The sequence below is a fragment of the Leuconostoc citreum genome, from assembly GCF_004354555.1.
Taxonomy (GTDB): Bacteria; Bacillota; Bacilli; order Lactobacillales; family Lactobacillaceae; genus Leuconostoc; species Leuconostoc citreum.
In genome coordinates, this window is sequence record NZ_PUFH01000005.1 from 622,167 (window position 1) to 644,636 (window position 22,470).

Consider the following 22,470-nt stretch of genomic DNA (forward strand, 5'->3'; position numbering starts at 1 on the left):
TCCCTATTGCTTCTCTTTTAATTCAATTGCAACCTTGCTATTGCCCACAACGAGTTGATCTTTGGGGGTCAATTGTCTTGTCACATATCCCGACCCAGACCAAGTTAAGTCAAAACCAGCCGCATGAGCAAATGCCTGTGCATCAGTTAAACTCCAACCAGTCATATCGGGCAGATGCGTGTTACCTTTGGCAGTTAGAATCACTAATTGATTGGTTAATGACTTTTGCTGTGGTAACAACGATTGTTCCGTCACTTTTCCGTTACTACCCACAACAGCTACTCTGAAGCCAGCCTTTGTTAAATCATCAGATGCCTGCTTGATTGACTGCCCCATGACATTTGGTACAGTCTGTTTCGTTGTCTTTGATTTTATCGCACTATCGCTATCATTTAAAGCTTGTAGCATTAATGGCTGAAAAACCTTATTCATTGTTGTCTGAATTGTTGGATCTGGGAAGACCTTTGGTTGCTTAACAGCCAAATAAAAAATGTACTTAGGATTTTTTTCAGGTGCCAACACCATGACTGAGTGAATCGCATTATTTAGCCCTTGTAGATACTGACCATGCTCAGCCACTTGTGCAGTACCAGTCTTAGCAGCAATCTGATAGCCATAAGGTCGCAAATCAAATTCTTTTGCCGTTCCCGTTGGCTGGTTGACAACATCAATCATATATTGCCGTACTTGTTCAGCTGTACTGGCTTTAATAGGTTTAGCAACGTTTTCAGTTTTATTTTGCTTAATAACCGCACCAGTACTAGCATTAACAACCTTATCCACAAAGTATGGCTTCACTTCTTGACCATTATTAGCAATGGCTGAGTAAGCCTGTATCATTTGCAGGGGTGTCACACTAATCCCTTGACCATAGGCCGTGTTGGCTTGATCAATTGGATAAGTAAATGAAATACCACCAGATTGCTCGCCATTCAATCCAGAATTTGTTGACTGTAAAAATCTAAACTTTTCCAAATAATTACGCCAAACTGTCGGTCCTAGTTGCTGCTCTACACGTGCAAAGGCGACGTTAGATGAACGCCAAAAACCTTCACGGTAGGTTAACATGCCTTGGTCTTGACCAAACGCATCAACCACTTTTTTGCCATCAATCAACAACGTCCCTGATTGATAGGTATCCTCTGGCCGCCACTTACCAGTTTCAATGGCAGCAGCTAAAGTAATGCCTTTCATTGTCGAACCAGGCTCAAAAGGATTTTGATCTAATAAATTCGCCCAAAGCTTGGGCGCCACCGGCTTGTCATTTGCATTAAAATTAGGGCGCTGCGTCGCAGCAACAATGCGACCTGTCTTAGCTTCCATTAACACACCCACAGCAGAGTCAGCCTTTGTTTTGTCAAACAATTCTGACATACGTGTCTCTAAGGTATTTTGCAGGCCAGAATCCAATGTTAAGTAGACGTCGTGCCCATTTTCAACTGTTTTACTATCTTGTATATTTTCCGTCTGGCCATCATACTTCTTCACACCATTTTTACCAGATAAGACACTGTTTTCTGCTGCCTCTATTCCCATAAAACCATATTGTGTTGGTTGACCTGTTTTAGCATCTTCATCTGTTTTCATTGTACCAATTAAATGAGAAGCTGTACTGTCTTCAGGGTAAACACGTGATGGATGTGGTGTGAAATTAATGCCTGGTAAATTAAACGCCTGTATTTTCTTGTATTGTTCAATGCTAAGGTTTTTACTAGCTTGTGCTTTGTCTGAGATAAATTCAACTTGATAAGCTTTTTTATCTAGTCGCTTTAAAATATCTTCTTTACTCATATTAATCACTTGACTTAACTTATCAGCTGTTGCTTCTTTATCAACAACATGACCTGAACCAGCCACATATTTACCAGTCTTAGCATCTTTCACACGCGTTGCTTTCTTGTCCAACACCGCATACATATCATAAACTGTTGTATTTTCGGCCAAAACTTGCCCAGTAGCATCATAAATTTTACCACGGCTAGCCGGTACTATCTGTTTAGCCATAAAGGCTTGGCGTGTGGCATCATTTAAGTTATGGCCATCAACTGAACCACCAGCAATAATAAAAAGACGCACGCCAAGTCCAAGAATCACGATGGTCATTGCACCCAACAATACACCGCCAAAAATCTTGGCATTTTTTGTGACTCTTTTATTTGGTATCCGTCTCACTTTATTTCTCATAATTATTGATTAATATTTCTGACATTATTATTTGATAACGTCATATTATACTTTTTGGCGACCTCATCTAGATTTTTCTTGCTTGTCTTACTCTGGATATCGCTACGCAAGGCATCATTTGATTCTTTTGTTGCATCTATTTTTGATTGCATTGTTGCTGCGTTTGTACGTGCCGCATTTGCTTGCATACTTGAAAACACAACACCAATCATTAGTATCATAATAACTGCAGAAACAAACGTCACCATTAATCGTTCACGTCTTGTCCAACGTGCTGCCTTATATTTAACACGTGTCTGAGATGGTGCAAAGGGAATTGCTTCTGCTGATGTTGTATATTGATATGCATTCTGTGCCATGCGACAGCTCCTAACTCTTATTGTCGTTCAATACCACGTAACTTTGCTGATTCTGACCGATGGTTATCAGTCATTTCAGTTTCACTTGGCAAAACTGGTTTACGCGTTAATAACTTATAATCTGGTTCAAATTGCCCGGGCAATACTGGTAAGCCTGCTGGCAAGTCAGGCATACTTGTTTTTTCCCGAAACATTTGTTTAACAAGCCGATCTTCCAGTGACTGGAAAGTAATCACACTAATGCGACCACTGGGTGCTAACAACTCTAACGCTTGCGTCAATGAATCCTCTAATGCACCCAGTTCGTCATTCACAGCGACACGCAAAGCCTGAAATGTGCGTTTTGCTGGATGTCCGCCCTTACGACGGGCCGGTGCAGGAATCGCCTCTTTGATAATATCAACAAGCTCAAATGTTGTATTGATGGGTCCTTTATCACGATGCTGCTCAATTTTCCGTGCCACCTGTTTTGGAAAGCGATCTTCACCATAGCGACTCAGGACACGCAATATATCATTAAAGGGCCAATCATTAACAATAGTCTTGGCCGTTAACGTTTGACGTTGATCCATTCTCATGTCTAATTCAGCATCATAGTTATAACTAAAACCACGTTGACCATCATCAAATTGTACCGAACTAACGCCTAAATCATAAACAATGCCGTCAACAGCTGTTACATGTTGTTCTGCTAATGCAACCTTTAATTGTCGAAAATTTTGATGTATTAAGATTAATTTACCTGCAGCAATCTCATCCGCATAACGCGTTTGATTGTACTTAATTGCGGTATCATCTTGGTCAAAACTGTACAATTTCCCAGTAGTCAATTGTTTTAATATTTCACCTGTATGGCCACCACCGCCCAATGTTGCATCAACATATGTGCCAGTGGGATTTATAGCTAATAAAGCTACTGCTTCGTGCAATAATACTGTGACATGTTCAAATTCAGCCATTAACATCCGTCCTTTTGTTTAGAAATCAAAGTCCACAAGTCCTTCGGCAATGTCATCAAAATTTTCAGCAGTCTCAGCTGTATATGATTGCCAATTCTCATCGCTCCAAATTTCAAATGAGTCGCCCGATCCTGTAACAATCACATTTTTTGCCAGTCCAGCATACGTTTTTAAATTAGATGGGATAATGATACGTCCCTGTTTGTCAATTTCAGCTTCCATCGCACCAGCCATAACAAAACGCTTAAATTGACGTGCTTCTTTTTTTCCTAATGGTAATTGATTGAGTTGTTGTTCTAATTTTTCCCAAACAGGCATTGGCATAGCACGTAATGCATGCTCCATCCAACGTGTTACGATAAATTTTTCGCCTAATTGGTTTCGAAATTTCGCCGGAATTATAAGTCGCCCCTTGACATCGAGCGTATGTGAATATTCGCCCATGAACATCGGGACCACCTCCATTAAAAATTCTATACTATTAATTTACCACATTTCCCCATTTCCCTCCACCTAATTATCAATTTGTCATATTTTAGTAAATTTCAAGACACTAAAAAGCACTGTTATCTAATAGATAACAGTGCTTTTTATAAGTGGGGATTAGTGGTATACAAAACCCAATATTGTCACAATGATTAATAACACACAGGCTAATAAACCAGTCCATACCCAATATTTACGCCAAAAACTTCTAAAAGACCAGCCATTAGACATCAAGAACCAAGCCAATATAGCACCCACAAACCACCAAATGAGTAAAAACCATAATACATAACTTGTACCAAAACGCGAACCCATAGTTTCATGCACAATATACCACATCGGCACAACCAAAATATCAATCACTTGTATACGGTATCGTTGCGGTATACGCAACCAACGACAAATAACAATTGTTAGAATTATTAACCCGATTGCCAAAATTGGCCAAGTCCACCAATGCATTACTTTACCTCATTTATTTCTTTATCCTAATAACCATACCTGAACCCGCTTTAAAAAACAAGTTTCAAAAGCTAACCTAACGCGATATATAGGATATTATTGCATGCCGAGCTAAAACTATGTTAAACTTACCTTTGAAAATAATGTCGAGGTGAATTATGGCAGAAAAAATGAATCAATCAGCTGGTAACGCAAAATTACAAGCCGAAATTGATGCAAAGCTGAATCAACATCGTATGCCCAAGTACGAACAGAAATCACGAACACGCATTGAAAAGATGACACTTGTCATGTCATGGTTTATGGTCGTCTTAATGGTTGGTGGTATTTTTTATGCCGCTGCCAACGCATTAGGCTGGTTCTAATAACATGACAAAAAGGAAGTCGCAGATGATCTGCGACTTCCTTTTTGTCATGTTTCATTTATTCAACTGAAATCAAAAATGGATACAAAGGTTGCTTCCCTTCATGAACTTCGATTTCTAGGTCATCATCAAGTGCCTCAATGGCTTTTTTTAATCTATCAGCATCTTTTAATTTAGTGCCTTCACCAACGATAATTGTTACTATTTCTGAATCTGAATCCAACATTTTGGCAACTGATTCAATGGCTGTATCCTGTAATTTCTTAGACACAACAGCAATATCACCATCGATAATACCCATCCAATCACCATGATGAATCTCGACACCGTCTAACATGGTATCGCGTACAGCTTGTGTGACCTGTAAAGACTTAACCTCAGTCATCATAGCTGCCATCTCACGTACATTATCATCCAACTTAGCTTCTGGATTATAACCCATCATTGCTGTTAGGCCTTGTTGAATAGTCCGCGTTTTCACTACTTGTGCAGGAATGTCCACCAAATCAACGGCTTGTTCTGCAGCCATAAAAATATTTGAATTGTTAGGCAAAATAATAACTTGTTTAGCATCACTGGCATTGATAGCATCCACGAGGTCTGACGTTGCTGGATTCATAGTTTGTCCGCCAGATATCACAGTTTGGACACCTAAACTTTTAAACAACGCTGCAATACCATCGCCGGCAGCAATAGTAATAACAGCTGTATCAACTTGTTTTTGCGTCATCGCTATTTTAGCGACTTGGGCTTCTTCAGCACGTTGCGCATCAATCACGGCCTGTTGTTGGTCACGCATATTATCAACTTTCACTTTAACAAGTGAGCCAAAATGCGTGCCCCAACTAATAACTTCACCAGGGTTTTCAGTATGAACGTGTACCTTCACAATCTCGTCATCGTTGATAACCAGAAGTGAGTCACCTAATTCAGCTAAATGATTATAAAATGTGTCGTAATCAAACTCATGATCATAGGTCGTCCCTTTGCCAATTTGTACCATAACTTCAGTACAGTAGCCATAGGCAATATCATTAGGATCAAGATTAACATTTGCTTGAGCCCCAGCATGAAGTTCTTTGACCATTTGGTCTAACTCAGCATTATCAGGCGTTTTGAGCTCATCTTCGTTAAATTCGCCACTTAAAACTTGGTAGAAAGCATTCAAAACAAAAACAAGGCCCTGCCCACCAGAATCCACAACCCCAACTTCTTTTAATACAGGCAATAGGTCAGGTGTCGATGCTAAAGCTACTTGAGCTGCTTCGTCTACTGCACGCATCAAAACAACAATATCGTCTGATTCATTAGCTACTTGATTAGCTTTTGCAGCAGCTTCACGAATAACCGTTAGGATTGTCCCTTCTGTCGGCTTCATCACTGATTTATAGGCAATTTGTGCACCAGACATCAATGCATCAGCTAAGTCGCGCGCGGTTAATGTCTCTTTATTTTCAACTGAAGTAGCAAACCCACGAAAAATTTGTGACAGAATAACACCTGAATTACCACGGGCACCCATAAGCAAGCCCTTTGAGGTCGCCTTCGCCAATGCCCCGATATGTGTATCTAACGCATCACGCTCATACTGTGCACCACTTGCCATCGATAAGCTCATATTCGTACCAGTATCACCATCTGGTACCGGAAAAACATTTAATTTGTTAATTTTTGCAGCATTAGCCGCAAGCGCAGCTGAAGCCGCATTAATCATTTTACCAAACTCAACATTGGTAATCACTGTTATTTTACTCATGACACTCCTAGTCTGTGACACGCACGCCTTGAACAATCACGTTAACTTCAGCTGCGTGAATGCCCAAGAGCGCATCAAGATTATATCTCACTTTTCCTTGAACCGATTTCGAAATTTCTGATAATTTAGTGCCATACTGTGCAACTAAATACACGTCAACACTAACCCCGCTGCCTCCTTGATGAACAACAACACCCTTAGCGTAATTTTCACGATTTAAAATTTGATTCATACCATCACGAAAAGCGGCTTTAGATGCCATGCCCACAACACCTGGATTCTCAATGGCCGATCCACCAACTATTGTTGCGATAACATCGTTTTCAATTGTAATGTCACCATTTTTAGCTTTGATTTTGATTGCCATAATATTCAAAACAATAATACGCTGACTATTTAGTGTATTATTGCATTTCCTCCTTAAAGGTTTACTGCTACTATTTTAACATAAAAAAACCACCAGTAAGGTGGTCGTTTTATGTCAACTATGCTTATCTTAAGCAAGTCATTGCAATAAATTACAATAATTGATTAAACGCGTTCGATAGAACCGTTCTTCAACCCGGCCTTCAAAGTACGCGCTGTCAAGTAAACTTTCTTTGCGGCAGCACCGTTAATCTTAACAGTCACTTTTTGCAAGTTTGGCTTCCAGCTACGACGACTTGAATTCAACGCGTGTGAACGTTGGTTACCAAAACGTGTGCGTGCGCCTGTAATAGCATCCTTTGCCATGTTCGACCCTCCTTTTCGAGCCATTAGTTTTAAAAAGCTCTTTCTACAACATTAGTAAATTTTACCAGATTTTAAATACTTTGGCAAGTTAATTTGTGTATTTTGCCAAAACTTTGGCCAACTGATCTTTTGTATGAAAGCCAGTTAGGCGTTCAACAACTTCACCATCTTTTTGTACTAATAGTGTTGGGATTGCACGAATACTAAATGCAGAAGGTGTTTCCGGGTTCTGATCAACGTCCATCTTAACAAAATTAACATGTTCTGTTTCTTCAGACAGTGCTTCCAAGACTGGTGATTGCATACGACATGGGCCACACCAAGTAGCCCAAAAATCAGTAATACTAACACCCTTAGCTGTGTCTTCCTTAAATTCGGCGTCTGTAATTGCTTTAACTACCATATTTGTTACCTCCTATTAATCCTTACATTGTTCTTTATTGATTATATCAGTCTTTTGTCTGCGTTATCATGATTATGCCTGTGTCAAAGCTAATATGAACCGTGTCTTCTAAAAATTCATTGGAAGACCACATTTTGGCGATGTTGCTCGTTAATCTCAATGGATACTTAGCATCTATTATATGAAAATTTTCAACTTGATTTAAAGGCATGAATCCGAGATATTTGATTGCCGGTTGCCGATGTACTGTAACATTTCCTGGCAATGCATAGGCTATATGATTCACGCGATCAACAAAAGTAACTCTGTCAACGATATCCTTAAATACTGGGTTAGCCATTAGCCAAAGATTACTCAGCAAGTGATCGATACGGCCACCTGTTGCACCAAAAACCGTAATGTGATCAGGTCGTTTTTTTTGTGCATATAGTAATGCTAATTCAGTATCCGTTTCATCTTTTTCCGCCTTGACACGAACAATCTTATGCGCAGATAGATGAGTCGTTAATTCTTGATACTCACTGGGTGTCAGTGAGTCAAAATCCCCCACTGCCATTTGCATGGGAATACCGTGTTGATATAACCACCACGCCCCTCTATCAGCACCTATCCAGTCGCCTGATGTTTCAAATAAATTATCTGGCCATAATGTCTTGGGACCACCCGCCAAGATATTAATTTGCATTAATCTGTCAACGCTTTCAATGTTGCAATTTTAGCAGCTGGATCAACTTTATCATAAACATATGAACCGGCTACAAAAACATTTGCCCCTGCTTCATAGGCAGCTGTAATAGTTTCATTATTGACGCCACCATCAATTTCTATATCAAATTGATAACCCATAGCATCTTTCAACGCTTTTAATTGTGCAATCTTTTTAATTGTTGATGGCAAAAACTTTTGTCCACCAAATCCTGGATTAACCGTCATTACAAGGACTTGGTCAACCATGTCTAAAACAGGTTCAATCGCGGTTACTGGTGTCCCAGGATTAATTACAACCTCAGCCTTAACCCCTTTATTTTTAATCATTTGTAGGGCACGATGAATATGTGCTGTCGCCTCAACATGGACACCAATAATATTTGCACCAGCATCGGCAAACGCATCAACAATTTTTTCAGGATTGATAACCATCAAATGAACGTCCAATATCATATCTGTTTCTGGGCGTAATTGTTTGACCCAATTTGGTCCATAAGAAATTGAAGGTACAAAACTACCATCCATGACATCAATATGTAAGTATTCAGCACCGGCCTTTTCAACTAACTTAACATCACGTTCTAAATTAGTATAGTCCGCGCTCAAAATCGATGGTGAAATAATTCCTGACATTATTGTTTCCTTCTTCCTAAAAATTCCGATTATCTGTTTTGTATTTTGGCTTTTGCGATTTGATTAATTCGTAGAACGCCTTGTAACTATTATACCGTGATTCGGGTATTGCGCCAAGAGAGACGGCTTCTTTCACAGCACAAGCAGGCTCATTTAAATGTAAGCAACCACGAAAACGACAGCCATCGCGTACCGCCACAAATTCTGGAAAGTAGTCATCTAATGCCTCCGCTGGAAAATCAAATACCTCGTATGATGAAAATCCAGGCGTATCAGCAATTAAGGCATCGTTAACTTTAATTAGCGTAACTTGACGCGTAGTATGTTTACCACGGCTCAGTGCTTTTGAAACGATACCGGTCTCTAAACCTAATTTAGGCGATAATTGGTTGAGTAGGGTCGATTTTCCAGCGCCAGTCTGCCCCATAAATACTGATACTCGCCCGTCCAAAAGGCTTTGTAGCGCTTGACGTGCAACAACATTATTGTTGCTTGCTGGCAAAAGAACAGTATACCCAATTTGACGATAGTCCTCAGCAATTGTTGTTATTGCCGCGTAAGCCTCGTCAGTTAACAAATCAGCTTTTGAAAAATAAATGACCGGCTTTACATGTGCAGCTTCTAAAGCCACCAATTGTCTGTCCAATAAATTCGCAGCAAAATTTGGCTCTTTTAGCGCAGTGACAATCACAGCAATATCAATATTTGCAATTGGCGGCCTCACTAAAGCGTTGATGCGCGGATAAATTTTCCAAATTAACCCGTCATCATTCTCACTTTCGAAATCAACGAAGTCACCCACAATTGGCTTTTGACCTGATTTTCTAAATTCCCCACGCGCCCGCGTACGCTGAATTTTACCTTTGTCTGTTTCTATATCATAATAACCGCTCAACGAGCGAATAATGCGTCCTTTTTCCATATATTTATTGTAACAAAAAAAGCCGATATTAATCGACTTTCATTAACGATATACTAGTTTTTATGACTGCTGTCACTACTACTTGCTGAACTAGAGCTACTTTTTGATGCGTCACTACTACTTGATGATGAACTAACACTAGACGACGAACTACTATCTGTTTGTGGGCCACGAGAGATTGTTACCAGCAAAACCATATCTTTTGTAATATTAGAGCCACCGCGAATTGATTGGCTAATGACGTAATCTTTTTTAGTTGTGCCATCGTACTGCGTGTTGAAATTCACAACAATATCGTGTTGTGACGCCCAGTCTTGCACTTGTTGTTGTGTTGCTTTATTTGTAAAATCTGGTACTGTGACTTTAGCTGCACCAGTTGAAACGGTAAACACAACTGTCGTTGATGTCGGATCAACTTTTCCGTCGGCATCAACAGATTGTGACATAATCTTACCTTCAGCCACATCATCAGATGCGCTATCCTGTTTATTCACCGTATAGCCCTGTGCTCTTAATTGTGCTGCTGTCATCGCATAATCTGAGCCAACATAGTCACCAAAACGTACTTTAGCACGACCAGAAGAAATAATGAGGTTAATGGTATCGCCCTTTTTGGCTTCTGATCCGCTCTTAGGACTTGTTCTAACCACATTTCCCTTATCAACTGTCGTTGAAGTCGTTGAACTGACACTGCCCACTGTCAAACCAGCTTTCTGCAATTTGTTCGTTGCACTATCCTGCGTCAGATTGGTTACATCAGGCACGACCAATTTACTGGATTGATAATTTAAAAACATCACAACCAATGTGCCCAAGATGACTACGCCCAAAATGGCCCACGGCCATTTTGGCGCTTTACGAAATTTAATGCCATTTTCTTTCAATACTTGACGGACATAACTTGGGGTGCGATCAACCATTTTAGCAATACTTTTAACCGCATATCCCTTTTTACCATGCTCGATAATCGCATCTTTAATCGATGGCTCTTCTGGCGCGTCATCAGGTAAGGATTTATCGGACGAAACACCAGTTTTTAATTGATCCTGAATTTGCGCCATCGGTATGATTCGTGTCTCATCAGTGGTTTCAGACATCGGCGCAAATCGTTCTTCATCAGATCTTCTTGGTGATAGTGCCGTACTCAAATCATCTGACATCGCAGCTGCACTGCTATAACGATCTTGTGGTCGTTTGGCTGTTGCTTTGAGTATGACATTTTCAAGTGCCTGTGGGATACGTGGATCAAAATCGCGCACAGAAGGCATGTCTTCTGTAGCATGTTTCATCGCAACAGCGACAGGTGTATCGCCTTCATACGGGACTTGTTTAGTCAGCATCTCATAAAGCATGACGCCAAGTGCATAAATATCTGACTTAGTAGAAGCCATGCCACCACGTGTCTGTTCGGGTGACAAATAGTGAACTGAGCCAATAACTGTATTGGTTTGCGTCATATTTTGCAGTGACTTAGCAACAGCTATACCAAAATCAGTAATTTTGACCTGCCCAGCATCATTGATTAGAATATTTTGTGGTTTAAGGTCACGATGAATAATATCAGCAGCGTGGGCGGCTTGAACGGCACTTAAAATCTGTGTCATAATGTCAACGACTTGCTGATAAGGAATTGGAAAATTATCGGTAATGAATGTTTTTAAATCCATCCCCTCAACATATTCCATCACCAAATACTGTGTCCCTTCATATTCACCAGTATCATAGACTTGCACAATATTATCATGCACAAGCTCTGTTGCAGCAATTGCTTCACGTTTAAAACGCTTAGCCAGATTGGTATCGTCTTTCATATCCAATCGCATCATTTTAAATGTCACGTGGCGATTAAGAAACTTATCATAAGCCAAGTAAACATTGGCCATGCCCCCGCCACCAAGCGACTTGATAATTTTATAACGATTGTCTATCACTGTATCTGGTAACATAGTTAGTTTGTATCCTTTTCGTCATCACGGCTAACAAGTAGTGCAGTGACATTGTCTGGTGCGCCTTGCTGATTGGCGGACGCAATTAATTTTTTTGCACGCAAATCAAGCGATATTTTTTCTTGCATAATGCGTTTAATGTTGGTATTGCTTAATACTTTAGTAATACCATCTGAAGTTAAAAAGAGCATATCTTTTTGCAAAAATGGATGTTGATCTATCTCAATATTTGTCTGATCATCAACACCAAGAAAGCGCGTGACACTATCACCATTTGGCAGTTCCTCTGCCGCTTTTTTGGTAATTGTCCCTGCTCGTAACAATTCATTTCTTAAATTATGATCAAAAGAAATTTGTTTTAATCTATTTTTGTGTAGTAAGAATGCTTTAGAGTCACCGAGATTACCAATTATTATCTGGTCATCAAAAATAACGGCCAAAACTAAGGTGGTTGCCATCCTATTCAAGTCTTCATAACGTTGACTAGCTGCTAAAATAACATCATTGACATAGACTGCTGTCTCTTTTAGCCAAGTACTAATTGCTAGCATGCTATTACATGTCGTTTGTTCCCAAGCATGACCAAAATGCTCAACAGCCATAGCGCTTGCAACATCGCCCCTTTCAGTTGAAGTAACCCCATCAGCTACCATAACCATGACACGATTAACTTGATTTGTAAAAGCCCCAACGTAATCTTGATTCTCTTGTCGTTTAATTCCCGAATCAGTGTGAAATGCGATTTGCATAAACTACCTTATCTTTTTAATACATACTATTTACTGAACTGTTTTCTTTTTGAGTGTAGCGACAAAAAAGCCATCTGTATGATAATCATTAGGATAAATATGTAATACTGTTTCCTGTCGGTTTGATTTCAAGGCTTTGTTTGTCATTGTTGGTACCAATTCGAAATCAGTGTGTTTTGATAAAAAGCGTGCAATCACATCATCATTTTCTTGTCGTAAAATGGTGCATGTGCTGTAAACTATCATACCATTGTCGGCAACATTTTGGCTAACTGAATCCAAAATCTCCCCTTGTAAGCTTGCTAAATTCATAACATCTTCTAATGTTTTATCATAGCGAATTTCTGGCTTACGACGCAATAAACCAAAACCGGAACAAGGCGCATCGACCAAAATACGATCAAACTTTGTTGTCAATTGGTTGGCAGTTTGGCGCGCATCTAAAACTTGCGCTGTTATTTTGTCTGACACATGTAGTCGCTTAGCATTAGCCTCAATTAGGCGAATCTTATGTGCATGAATATCGAGTGCTGTAATTGTTGCATCGTCAGCAATATACTGTGCAATTTGTGTTGTTTTGCCACCAGGTGCAGCTGCTGCATCCAAAACAGTCTTAACCTGCGTTGTAATTTGTAAAGCCTCAACAGGTAACATGGCACTTTCATCTTGCAACGTCAATAGGCCATCTTGATAGGCCTTTGACCCTGCTACGTGCCCACCAGTAACAACATAAGCATGATCAGCAACCTTAGATTTCACAAAAGTAAAATGCTCATCTAACAGTGCTTGCTCTACCGCTTCGTCAGTTGAAAGTACCGTATTGACCCGAATTGCTTGGGCAGGAGCGTCATTAATTGAGCCAATTATTTGACGTGTCTTTGCTTCGCCGTTTTGTTCAACTAGCGTTTCAATTAACCAGACGGGCAAACTAGCCTCGACAGACAAACGTTGAATAGGGTTTTGGATTGCATTAATATCTGGCAACCCTTGTCGACTAATATTATGCAGAATGGCAGTAACAAACTTTGCTGTACCAATATGACCAAGTGTCTTAGCTACTTCAATTGATTCATTAAAAATCGCATGTTGCGGTATTTTATCTAAATATTGTAACTGAAACAGTGCTGTATAAAGTAATTCTCGCACCCATGGTTCAATCTTTTTTTGCTTAATAAACGACGTTAACCAGTAATCAAATGTGAGGCGATGCTGAATGACACCATAGACTAAAGTTGTTAAAAGGCGCTTATCTGAGTCATTCAGCGCATGTTTTTTAATGACTTGATTTAGTTGTAGATTAGAGTATGCACCGTTTTTAATTTTGGCTAGTGTCTGTACTGCCAAAACACGAGGGTTATTACTGTATACGCGTTTATCGCTCATTTTTAATTTTCTCCGCCCATGGCTGGCCTACAACATATGCTTTGCCAGCACCATTGAGATAGGCTTGAATCGGCATTTCTGATTTTCCAGCTGGTTGTAATCTTAGCACCCGCAACACCGTATGATTGGCAGCGGCTATTTTTAATTCTTTTTTATTTTTCTCAACAACATAGCCTGCTGGCTGCGTGGTTGTTTCGTCAAGTGGTTGAACCTGAGTAATTTTTATTCTTTGACCAGCAACTTGAACATAAGCAGGATGTGTTGGATAGAGACCTCGCACATGCCAATCAAGCTGTTTTGCCGTTTCAACTTCAAAATTCAAGTTTTGCTTATCATGTGGAATATTGGGTGAAAAAGTCACATCGTCAATCGCTTGTTTAACAGGTGAAATATTACCTGCCACTATTTTAGGTAATGTTGCTAGCAATAAATCACGTCCAGCAAGACTTAACTTGTCAAACATTGTGCCAACATTATCAGTTGACGTTATTGGTACTTTGACAACATCAATAACATCCCCCGCATCCATTTCTTTCACCATATACATAATCGAAACACCTGTTTCATTATCGCCATTCATAATAGCGTAGTGTACTGGTGCACCACCACGATATTTCGGTAATAAGGAAGCATGCGTATTAACAGCCGCTATCTGAGCTGCCGCTAGTAATTTAGTTGGCAAGAATTGCCCAAAGGCTGCTGTAATAATAAAATCCGGTTGCCAGTTAATAATTTGCGCCATTTCACTTGAACCGGCAATTTTTTCAGGTTGTAGCACAGGCAATTTGTGAGCTAAAGCGGCAACTTTAACTGGACTTGGTGTCAAAATATGTTTACGGCCCTGTGGACGATCCGGTTGTGTTACGACGGCTAAGACATCATAATTGTCATCCGCCACTAATGCTTCTAAAATTGGTACTGCAAATTGCGGTGTCCCCATTAGTACAACAGTATGTGTCATATATGCCTCTTTTCTCACTTAATACTAACTTTATCTACTGCGCTCAGCGATAGATCATACGATGCCTCGCTAATTAATATTTAAACCACATAGCGCGTTTTAATCCAACAAAAAACACCCGTTAAACCGAGTATCTTAATTACCATTATATCATATAATATTGTAATCTATTTGTCACAAAAAAGAAACAGGGTCACGATCTACACTTAATTGCAAATCATCTTTTGCTTTTTGCGCACGGTTATAAAGTGTCGTCAACAAAACATCCATCTCATCGCGTTGTTTGAATTTTAAAATAATTTGAAAATAGTAGCGATTACGTAATTTCGCAATTGGTTTGGGTGACGGCCCTAAGATAATTACATCATTACTAGCACGCGATTTTAACCAGCGTACTATCTGAAACATTTGCTTAGCTATCGTATTTTCATCTGTGTGGCTAGCCTGAATTTGTATCGTATAAAAATAAGGCGCATAGTTTCCGGCATGACGAACAGCCATTTCTTGCTGATAAAAACCTTCATAATCATGGTTTTTAGCATAAGCAATTGCGTAGTGTGTTGGGTTAAACGTTTGCACAAATACTTTACCCGCTTTTTTTGCACGACCTGCACGGCCACTCACCTGTGTTAATAACTGAAAAGTGCGCTCACTTGCATGAAAATCAGGTAGTCCCAATGCTGTATCCGCGTTTAAAACGCCAACAAGTGTGACATTTGCAAAGTCCAGACCCTTGGCAATCATCTGCGTCCCCAATAAAATGTCGGCTTCATGTTGGCCAAAACGTGTCAACATTTTGGTCATGCTGCCTTTCTTACGGGTTGTGTCTTGATCCATGCGTATAACGCGTGCCTGCGGTAATAGTGTCGCTAACTCAGCTTCAACTTTTTCTGTTCCTGTACCATAATAACGAATACGTTTAGAGCCACAGTGCGCACATTGCGTTGGAATTGCTTCTTCATGCCCACAATAGTGACATTTTAAAGTCTTGGTATCCATATGTAAAGTCATCGCCAAATTACAATTAGGGTCTCGCGGAACGTAGCCACAATCACGACACATCACAAAACTAGAATACCCCCGACGATTTAACATTAAAATGGCTTGTTCGCCGCGCGCAAGACAGTCATTCAATGCCTGGCGCAGCTGATCTGAAAAATTTGTTTCTGGGCCAGCAGCTAAAGTCTCTTTCATGTCGATAATTTCGACTTGTGGCAAGCGCGCCCCCACTGCAGCGCGGTTGGTTAATTGACACAAGGCATAGACCCCCCGTTGTGCACGTGCACGGGTTTCAAGTGAAGGTGTTGCTGATCCTAATACAACCGGAATACGATGATATTCACCACGCCAAAGTGCCACATCACGTGCATTGTAACGCGGATTATCGCTTTGTTTATAAGTCGTTTCATGTTCTTCGTCAACAATAATCAAACCCAAATGTCGTAACGGTGCAAAAACTGCTGAGCGTGCACCGACAACAATTTTCACATCATCACGTTCAATACGACGCCATTCATCATAACGTTCACCATCTGATAAACCTGAGTGTAAAACAGCTGTTTGCGCACCAAAACGTGACTTCACACGCTGCACCATTTGTGGCGTTAAAGCAATTTCTGGCACCAAAAATAATATGGTTTTTCCCTGATTATAAACATGTTGCGCTGCCTGCAAGTAAACTTCTGTTTTACCGGAACCCGTGATCCCTTCGAGTAAAAATGGTTGATATTGCCCTTCATCTGCAGCATGTATAATGGCTTCAAAAGCAGACTGCTGTTCACTATTGAGTGCCAGCGGACTAGTAGGCCCAACAGCAACCGTTGCTAGAGGGTCACGTAATTGTTCAATCCGTGTCTTCGTTAGCCATTGATGCGTTACAGCATGATTTAGAACAGCATCATGAACTGCAAGTTGCGCTTGAAGATCACGCTTAGACCATTTCTCGCCCATATGACCTAAAATAAACGTCAATAATTGCCGTTGTTTTTTTGCATTTGTTTTTAACGCTTGATATTCATTTTCCAAAAATTCAATATCAGCAGACATTTGATAAGCCAATTGTGTTTTGATATTGGCTTTGTTATTAACTTTAACAGTAACTTCAATTTTCCCTGCACGTCTGAGTCGTGTTATTTTTTCAATGTCTTCAGTTGTCCATTCACGTGCCTGATAAGTTACTTGGTCTAACCCTTTAAATAAACGTTGCTGTGTATCATCGTCAACCTCATCTATCAATGTCAAAATACGCTCATAAGAAGCTTTTAATGCATTGGGAAGCATCGTTTGAAGAATTGTTATGCGAAAAGCAAATGTCTCCGCAGCCAAATAATCAGATAACCGTAGTAGTTCTTCATTTAATACAGGAGTTAAATCAAGTATATGCGTGATCGTTTTTAGTTGTTGTACTGGTACATCGGTATCGGATACGAGGGCAATAACAAAACCCATCACATGACGTCCACCAAACGGGACATCAACGCGCATACCTGCTTGTATGATACCAACCATGTTGTCTGGGACTTGATATGTGTAGGGTTGGTTTGTTTGCATTGTTGGCACATCAACAATGATTTGTGCAAATTGCTTGTTACTCATATTTTTATTGTATCAGACGTGTCTATAAAATGCCGTTTAAAGCAATTAAAAAAAACCAACAAGTGTTGGCTTTACATATGTGCAGTTATCCATTCCCAGACAGAATCTCTACCATACTTTGTTTCTGATGAAAAGAACAAGAAATCACTGGCTGACGAATCAAACCCTAGTTGCTTTTTAATGTTATTTTCATATTTATTAAATTTACTTTTAGAGATTTTATCCGATTTTGTTGCAACAACTAAGATTGGAATATTATAGTAATGTAACCACTCGTACATGGCAACATCATCTTCACTTGGATCATGGCGAGCATCCACCAGACTAATGACGCCACGCAATTGCTTGCGGCTTGTAATGTACTCTTCAATCATGTTACCAAAGGCTTCACGTTGTTTCTTAGATACTTTAGCATAACCATATCCTGGCACATCAACAAAATACAATTGATTTTCAACATCATAAAAATTTAACGTTTGCGTCTTTCCTGGCTGAGAAGATGTTCGTGCAAAATTTTTGCGTTGAATTAGTGTATTTGTTAATGATGATTTACCAACATTTGATCTCCCGACTAAAGCAATTTCAGGTTTGCCATCTGTCGGATACTGCGCTGCGGAGACAGCACTCATCACCATCTCAACATTATTCACATTCATAATGTTAACCTACCTTTTTCAAATGCAACTCAGGCGCGATACCATTTTGTACACTAGCTTTTGTTATAATAACTTTTTCAACATCATCTCTGCTTGGAATGTCGAACATAATATCTTTCATAACAGATTCAATAATCGATCGCAAACCACGAGCACCTGTATGACGCTTAATAGCTAACTCGGCCATTGCTTCTAATGCTTCAGGTTGAAAGACAAGCTCAACATCATCAAGACCTAGTAATGCTGTATATTGTTTAATCAGCGCATTTTTTGGTTCAGTCAATATCCTAGTTAAATCGTCTACTTTAAGTTCATCCAACACAGTCACAATTGGCAAGCGACCAATAAACTCAGGAATTAAACCAAACTTAGTCATATCTTCTGGTTGTACATGTTCTAGGATATTTTCAGAATCTAAAGCGACGGCATTATCGTTCGCATCTGATCCAAAACCAATGACACGCTCACCAAGACGTTCTTTAATAATTGTATCAATACCAGCAAACGCACCACCAACAATGAATAAGATATTCGTGGTATCGACTTGGATTAATTCTTGTTGTGGATGCTTACGACCACCTTGTGGTGGTACGCTGGCATTTGTTCCCTCAAGCAACTTAAGCAAAGCTTGTTGAACCCCTTCGCCAGAAACATCGCGAGTAATCGAGACATTCTCAGATTTTTTAGCAATTTTATCAATTTCATCAATGTAAATAATGCCATGTTGTGCCGCTTCAATATCAAAATTAGCTGACTGCAATAGCTTTAAAATAATATTTTCAACATCTTCACCAACATAACCGGCTTCAGTCAAAGTTGTTGCATCCGCAATTGCAAATGGCACATTTAAAATACGTGCTAGGCTTTGCGCTAAGTATGTTTTTCCTGATCCAGTTGGGCCAATTAAAGCAATATTTGATTTTTGTAATTCAACATCTGTTGTTGGCGAAAAATTTTCATTAATACGCTTATAGTGGTTGTAAACTGCAACGGCTAATGTTTTTTTGGCGTCTTCTTGTCCAATCACATAATCATTAAGCTCTGCCACAATTTGATGTGGTGTTGGCAAAGATAACACTTGTGCTGCTTGGTCCACAGTTAGTTCTTCATTAATAATATTTTGAGCAAGTGCAACACACTCATTGCAAATGAAAACATCATTTGGACCAGCCACAATCTTTTTAACTTCGTTTGATGATTTACCACAAAAACTGCAGTAAATTTCTTCTTCAAATTCTGGTGTCTGCGCCATAATCCATCCTTAAATAATCTTTTTAGTAGATAACTAATAATTAAATACTATTACATTTTACCAGATTGCACTAAAATATACTGAAAAATTATTCCAGTATCGTATGCAACCATGCCTACTGTAAAGTAATCAGTATAACACAGTGACATATAACTTGAAAAATATAGTGATTAACAGAGGCAAAATAAAAAAGCCTGACGGCCTTTTTAACAAAATTACTTTGCCTTTGCTGAGTCAGTAATCTTCTTGATTACTTCACGCATTGCAATATCATGCTTTAATAATGAATCTGATAATGATGAACGCACTTGTTCAGCATCCATGTTATATTGTGTTGCCAAGTTGTTAATTTCTTCAGTAACTTGTTCTGCTGATGGCTCAATCCCTTCAGCCTTAACAATGGCTTCAAGCACCAAGTTTGTCTTAACACGTGTAGCGGCACCTTCTTCGAATTGCTTATGCAAATCTTCTTCAGTTTGGCCTGAAATTTGGAAGAACATTTCACGTGAAATACCTTGTTGTTGTAGTTGTCCCAAATATTGATCAACTTGACGATGAACGTCTTCTTCAATCATTGCCTCTGGAATAGTATCTCCATCAACACTTGCATTATCAACAGCCTTTGTAATAACTGCATCTTCAAAGGCTGACTTAGCTGCAGCTTCTTTGTCATCAGCTAGCTTCTTAGCAGTCTTTTCTTTTAATTCTGCTAATGTTTCAACTTCTTCATCAACATCCTTAGCAAATTCATCATCTAATTCTGGCAATTCCTTGCGCTTCAATTCATGAATTTTAACTTCGAACAATGCTTCTTTTCCTGCAAGATCGGCTGCTTGATAATCTTCTGGGAAAGTAACCTTAACTTCAACGTCTTCACCAGCTGTGTGGCCGACAAGTTGTTCTTCAAATCCAGGAATAAATTGTCCTGAGCCAAGTGCCAATGAAAAGTCGTTGGCTTGACCACCATCAAAATGGTCACCGTCAACAGAGCCATCAAAATCAATAACTACTGTATCACCGTCTTCAGCTTTAACTGACTCTTCTTGCAAAACTAATTCTGCTTGACCATCTTGCAAGCGCTTAATTTCAGCATCGACATCTGCGTCAGACACAGCTGTGTCTTCTGCTGCAACTTCTAGGTTCAAATATTCTCCCAGCTTAATTGCTGGCGCAGTTGTTACTTCAGCCTTCAATGTCCAAGCTTCACCCTTATTCATTGAAACTGGTTCAATGTTAGGACGACCAACTGGCGTGATACCGGCTTCTTCAACAGCTGCTTCATAAGCAGCTGGCAACACAATATCCATTGCTTCTTGGTACAAAGCTTCTTCGCCAAACTTTGAGAAGAACAATGCCTTAGTTACTTTACCCTTACGAAATCCAGGGATAGAAACTTGGTTTTTGTTGCGTTGGAATGCTTTTTCCAACCCTTCTTCAACTTGTGTGCGTGAAATTTCAAATTCTAAAGTGCCTTGGTTCTTTTGATCCGCAGCTGGTGTCCAGTTAGACATTGTCAGTCCTCCAAATGTTTTAAATACTTACTAATTTTATCTTAAAAGCTACTAAATCACAACATTTTTGTCATTTTTTTAGAAAGAAGATAATAAATAATTCCTGCAAAAATCATTGTCAGCCAATTTGATCCGACCGTTCCAACAATAAACGGCACATTTTGAAGACCAATATAAAATAATATACTGATAACCCAAACACCATAGGCGCTAAGATTTACCCCATTTGTGTACCAATATATTGTACGTTTATCGAAAGCTGTGACATCATATTGTCGTCGTCGAACAAAGTAGAAATCAACAACCAAAATCGCAATTTCCGGTCCCAAAATCATACCAATGAGATCTAAAAATTTGATAAAGGTATCAATAAAACCACCCGCAAACAATGGGATAAAACTCATTAACGTAGCGACCAATGTGACTAGCCACAAACTAGTCGTTAATTTAAAGCGTGGCAACATGTTGTTTAATGCTGAACCAGCTGCCATTAAATTCACGGCATTAGCGGTTGTTGATGTCAACATGATAACAACTAGCGCGAGTATCCCTAGCCCTAATCTTGCGGCAATCGTTGAGGGATCAGAGGCGTTCGGGTCGAAAGCACTTTCCGATACTGCTGCAGCGATTGTTGTCAACGTCCCAACAATCGCAAACCAATAAACGCCAATTGTCGCTCCCAAAAAAGGTGCCCAGGTTGCTGCTGATTTTTTTGAAGCAAACCGTGTAAAATCAGCCCCTGCCGTTACCCAGGCAAGATTAAAGGCAGCAAATATATCCAGCGCTTTACCAAAGGGCAATATATGATGATCTGGCACCTGCCATTTGGCAATAGCTGTCAATGGTACTTCGCGTAGCACAATGCTTGTTTCCCAAATAACCAACAAAATGACTAAAACAATGCCAATGCGCTCAATCAGCCGAATAGACCGTTGCCCCAACGAAATAGACATCACATGCAGTAATCCCATAACAATGACACCAATAATGATACCTTTCATACCAGCCGGCTTAAATTGTTGTTTACCAAAAATAGCTGCTAACAAATAACTGACAGAAATAGCCGCAATATACGTGTTAACAGCTGCCCAACCCATGAACTGAATCACATTAATGAATGACGGTCCCAACGAGCCCTTGACACCAAAAACTGGACGCATTAAACGCATAGTCGATGATTTTGTTATAAAGCCGATATAACCTACTAGCGCTAAAAACAAATATGCAATCGGCCCTGAAATAAAAATGACCATCAGTGCCCCAACTAATCCAAGCGCCGCTAAAACACCACCTACATACCACGTACCATTATTAGCATTAGCACCAATCCAAGTGGCAAGCTGATCCCAAAAACCCATATTTGTCGTTTTTTCTACACTCACACGCTCTTTATTGTCCACCCGTATTTTCTCCTATCATTGTCCACTCAGATTTTATGATAGCAAAAA

22 protein-coding genes are annotated in these 22,470 nt (G+C 39.7%); 1 reads left to right on the forward strand and 21 read right to left on the reverse strand.

Annotated elements, in window-relative coordinates:
* Nucleotides 1-3 precede the first annotated feature (3 nt).
* From C5L21_RS07410 to C5L21_RS07430, 5 genes are all read right to left on the reverse strand, one after another.
* A complete protein-coding gene (locus tag C5L21_RS07410; RefSeq protein ID WP_004904266.1) occupies nucleotides 4-2,184 on the reverse strand; it encodes a penicillin-binding transpeptidase domain-containing protein in 2,181 nt (726 codons plus the stop codon).
* 2 nt (nucleotides 2,185-2,186) lie between these two features.
* Entirely contained in the window at nucleotides 2,187-2,543 is a 357-nt protein-coding gene (gene ftsL, locus C5L21_RS07415; RefSeq protein ID WP_004900487.1) for a cell division protein FtsL, read from the reverse strand.
* Nucleotides 2,544-2,560: 17 nt separating this feature from the next.
* Complete coding sequence (gene rsmH, locus C5L21_RS07420) at nucleotides 2,561-3,502, reverse strand: 16S rRNA (cytosine(1402)-N(4))-methyltransferase RsmH (protein WP_085698824.1); 942 nt, start codon at nucleotides 3,500-3,502, stop codon at nucleotides 2,561-2,563.
* Between the two features lie 18 nt (nucleotides 3,503-3,520).
* A complete protein-coding gene (mraZ, locus tag C5L21_RS07425; RefSeq protein ID WP_004900495.1) occupies nucleotides 3,521-3,952 on the reverse strand; it encodes a division/cell wall cluster transcriptional repressor MraZ in 432 nt (143 codons plus the stop codon).
* A 153-nt stretch (nucleotides 3,953-4,105) separates the two neighbouring features.
* Nucleotides 4,106-4,450, reverse strand: coding sequence for a hypothetical protein (locus C5L21_RS07430; RefSeq protein ID WP_004900496.1), 345 nt, complete (start codon nucleotides 4,448-4,450; stop codon nucleotides 4,106-4,108).
* 158 nt (nucleotides 4,451-4,608) lie between these two features.
* Between C5L21_RS07430 and C5L21_RS07435 the strand changes: the two genes are divergently transcribed.
* Nucleotides 4,609-4,815: a DUF4044 domain-containing protein gene (locus tag C5L21_RS07435; protein ID WP_004900498.1), complete on the forward strand. Its 207-nt coding sequence runs from the start codon at nucleotides 4,609-4,611 to the stop codon at nucleotides 4,813-4,815.
* Between the two features lie 58 nt (nucleotides 4,816-4,873).
* On the opposite strand, the gene C5L21_RS07440 is transcribed toward C5L21_RS07435, so the two are convergent.
* The 16 genes from C5L21_RS07440 to C5L21_RS07515 form a co-directional block, all read right to left on the reverse strand.
* Nucleotides 4,874-6,571 carry a DAK2 domain-containing protein gene (locus tag C5L21_RS07440; protein WP_004900500.1) on the reverse strand — a complete coding sequence of 566 codons (1,698 nt, stop codon included), beginning with the start codon at nucleotides 6,569-6,571 and terminating at the stop codon, nucleotides 4,874-4,876.
* A 7-nt stretch (nucleotides 6,572-6,578) separates the two neighbouring features.
* Nucleotides 6,579-6,938 carry an Asp23/Gls24 family envelope stress response protein gene (locus C5L21_RS07445; protein ID WP_085698822.1) on the reverse strand — a complete coding sequence of 120 codons (360 nt, stop codon included), beginning with the start codon at nucleotides 6,936-6,938 and terminating at the stop codon, nucleotides 6,579-6,581.
* 164 nt (nucleotides 6,939-7,102) lie between these two features.
* On the reverse strand, nucleotides 7,103-7,303 hold the full coding sequence (rpmB, locus tag C5L21_RS07450; protein ID WP_004900506.1) for a 50S ribosomal protein L28: 201 nt from the start codon (nucleotides 7,301-7,303) through the stop codon (nucleotides 7,103-7,105).
* A gap of 88 nt (nucleotides 7,304-7,391) precedes the next feature.
* The gene (gene trxA / locus C5L21_RS07455; protein WP_004904273.1) at nucleotides 7,392-7,706 is read right to left on the reverse strand and encodes a thioredoxin; all 315 of its coding nucleotides are present in this window, start codon (nucleotides 7,704-7,706) and stop codon (nucleotides 7,392-7,394) included.
* A 46-nt stretch (nucleotides 7,707-7,752) separates the two neighbouring features.
* Nucleotides 7,753-8,391: a thiamine diphosphokinase gene (locus C5L21_RS07460; RefSeq protein ID WP_004900514.1), complete on the reverse strand. Its 639-nt coding sequence runs from the start codon at nucleotides 8,389-8,391 to the stop codon at nucleotides 7,753-7,755.
* Complete coding sequence (gene rpe, locus C5L21_RS07465) at nucleotides 8,391-9,047, reverse strand: ribulose-phosphate 3-epimerase (RefSeq protein WP_085698820.1); 657 nt, start codon at nucleotides 9,045-9,047, stop codon at nucleotides 8,391-8,393. Before rpe ends, C5L21_RS07460 begins: the two co-directional genes overlap by 1 nt.
* Nucleotides 9,048-9,063: 16 nt before the next feature.
* The gene (gene rsgA / locus C5L21_RS07470; protein WP_085698818.1) at nucleotides 9,064-9,969 is read right to left on the reverse strand and encodes a ribosome small subunit-dependent GTPase A; all 906 of its coding nucleotides are present in this window, start codon (nucleotides 9,967-9,969) and stop codon (nucleotides 9,064-9,066) included.
* 53 nt (nucleotides 9,970-10,022) lie between these two features.
* Nucleotides 10,023-11,915: a Stk1 family PASTA domain-containing Ser/Thr kinase gene (pknB, locus tag C5L21_RS07475; RefSeq protein ID WP_004904278.1), complete on the reverse strand. Its 1,893-nt coding sequence runs from the start codon at nucleotides 11,913-11,915 to the stop codon at nucleotides 10,023-10,025.
* 2 nt (nucleotides 11,916-11,917) lie between these two features.
* Complete coding sequence (locus tag C5L21_RS07480) at nucleotides 11,918-12,664, reverse strand: protein phosphatase 2C domain-containing protein (protein WP_133286231.1); 747 nt, start codon at nucleotides 12,662-12,664, stop codon at nucleotides 11,918-11,920.
* A 30-nt stretch (nucleotides 12,665-12,694) separates the two neighbouring features.
* Nucleotides 12,695-14,047, reverse strand: a complete 1,353-nt coding sequence (gene rsmB, locus C5L21_RS07485; protein ID WP_040176687.1) for a 16S rRNA (cytosine(967)-C(5))-methyltransferase RsmB — start codon at nucleotides 14,045-14,047, stop codon at nucleotides 12,695-12,697.
* Nucleotides 14,037-15,008: a methionyl-tRNA formyltransferase gene (fmt, locus tag C5L21_RS07490; protein ID WP_040176686.1), complete on the reverse strand. Its 972-nt coding sequence runs from the start codon at nucleotides 15,006-15,008 to the stop codon at nucleotides 14,037-14,039. Before fmt ends, rsmB begins: the two co-directional genes overlap by 11 nt.
* Before the next feature lie 174 nt (nucleotides 15,009-15,182).
* Entirely contained in the window at nucleotides 15,183-17,603 is a 2,421-nt protein-coding gene (gene priA / locus C5L21_RS07495) for a primosomal protein N' (RefSeq protein ID WP_085698815.1), read from the reverse strand.
* 71 nt (nucleotides 17,604-17,674) lie between these two features.
* A complete protein-coding gene (yihA, locus tag C5L21_RS07500) occupies nucleotides 17,675-18,259 on the reverse strand; it encodes a ribosome biogenesis GTP-binding protein YihA/YsxC (protein WP_004900535.1) in 585 nt (194 codons plus the stop codon).
* A gap of 4 nt (nucleotides 18,260-18,263) precedes the next feature.
* Nucleotides 18,264-19,511, reverse strand: a complete 1,248-nt coding sequence (clpX, locus tag C5L21_RS07505; RefSeq protein ID WP_085698813.1) for an ATP-dependent Clp protease ATP-binding subunit ClpX — start codon at nucleotides 19,509-19,511, stop codon at nucleotides 18,264-18,266.
* Nucleotides 19,512-19,726: 215 nt separating this feature from the next.
* A complete protein-coding gene (gene tig / locus C5L21_RS07510; RefSeq protein ID WP_085698811.1) occupies nucleotides 19,727-21,022 on the reverse strand; it encodes a trigger factor in 1,296 nt (431 codons plus the stop codon).
* Nucleotides 21,023-21,078: 56 nt separating this feature from the next.
* Nucleotides 21,079-22,422 (reverse strand): cytosine permease, encoded by a 1,344-nt coding sequence (locus C5L21_RS07515; RefSeq protein ID WP_004904286.1) that lies wholly within the window; start codon nucleotides 22,420-22,422, stop codon nucleotides 21,079-21,081.
* Nucleotides 22,423-22,470: the final 48 nt, after the last annotated feature.

Coding starts and splice junctions, on each gene's coding strand:
- tig (WP_085698811.1), bottom strand. CDS start 21,022: ATGTCTAACTGGACACCAGCTGCGGATCAAAAGAACCAAGGCACTTTA.
- priA (WP_085698815.1), bottom strand. CDS start 17,603: ATGAGTAACAAGCAATTTGCACAAATCATTGTTGATGTGCCAACAATG.
- rsmB (WP_040176687.1), bottom strand. CDS start 14,047: ATGAGCGATAAACGCGTATACAGTAATAACCCTCGTGTTTTGGCAGTA.
- fmt (WP_040176686.1), bottom strand. CDS start 15,008: ATGACACATACTGTTGTACTAATGGGGACACCGCAATTTGCAGTACCA.
- clpX (WP_085698813.1), bottom strand. CDS start 19,511: ATGGCGCAGACACCAGAATTTGAAGAAGAAATTTACTGCAGTTTTTGT.
- rpe (WP_085698820.1), bottom strand. CDS start 9,047: ATGTCAGGAATTATTTCACCATCGATTTTGAGCGCGGACTATACTAAT.
- rpmB (WP_004900506.1), bottom strand. CDS start 7,303: ATGGCAAAGGATGCTATTACAGGCGCACGCACACGTTTTGGTAACCAA.
- ftsL (WP_004900487.1), bottom strand. CDS start 2,543: ATGGCACAGAATGCATATCAATATACAACATCAGCAGAAGCAATTCCC.
- C5L21_RS07445 (WP_085698822.1), bottom strand. CDS start 6,938: ATGGCAATCAAAATCAAAGCTAAAAATGGTGACATTACAATTGAAAAC.
- rsgA (WP_085698818.1), bottom strand. CDS start 9,969: ATGGAAAAAGGACGCATTATTCGCTCGTTGAGCGGTTATTATGATATA.
- C5L21_RS07410 (WP_004904266.1), bottom strand. CDS start 2,184: ATGAGAAATAAAGTGAGACGGATACCAAATAAAAGAGTCACAAAAAAT.
- rsmH (WP_085698824.1), bottom strand. CDS start 3,502: ATGGCTGAATTTGAACATGTCACAGTATTATTGCACGAAGCAGTAGCT.
- C5L21_RS07435 (WP_004900498.1), top strand. CDS start 4,609: ATGGCAGAAAAAATGAATCAATCAGCTGGTAACGCAAAATTACAAGCC.
- C5L21_RS07460 (WP_004900514.1), bottom strand. CDS start 8,391: ATGCAAATTAATATCTTGGCGGGTGGTCCCAAGACATTATGGCCAGAT.
- yihA (WP_004900535.1), bottom strand. CDS start 18,259: ATGAATGTGAATAATGTTGAGATGGTGATGAGTGCTGTCTCCGCAGCG.
- trxA (WP_004904273.1), bottom strand. CDS start 7,706: ATGGTAGTTAAAGCAATTACAGACGCCGAATTTAAGGAAGACACAGCT.
- C5L21_RS07440 (WP_004900500.1), bottom strand. CDS start 6,571: ATGAGTAAAATAACAGTGATTACCAATGTTGAGTTTGGTAAAATGATT.
- mraZ (WP_004900495.1), bottom strand. CDS start 3,952: ATGTTCATGGGCGAATATTCACATACGCTCGATGTCAAGGGGCGACTT.
- C5L21_RS07480 (WP_133286231.1), bottom strand. CDS start 12,664: ATGCAAATCGCATTTCACACTGATTCGGGAATTAAACGACAAGAGAAT.
- pknB (WP_004904278.1), bottom strand. CDS start 11,915: ATGTTACCAGATACAGTGATAGACAATCGTTATAAAATTATCAAGTCG.
- C5L21_RS07430 (WP_004900496.1), bottom strand. CDS start 4,450: ATGCATTGGTGGACTTGGCCAATTTTGGCAATCGGGTTAATAATTCTA.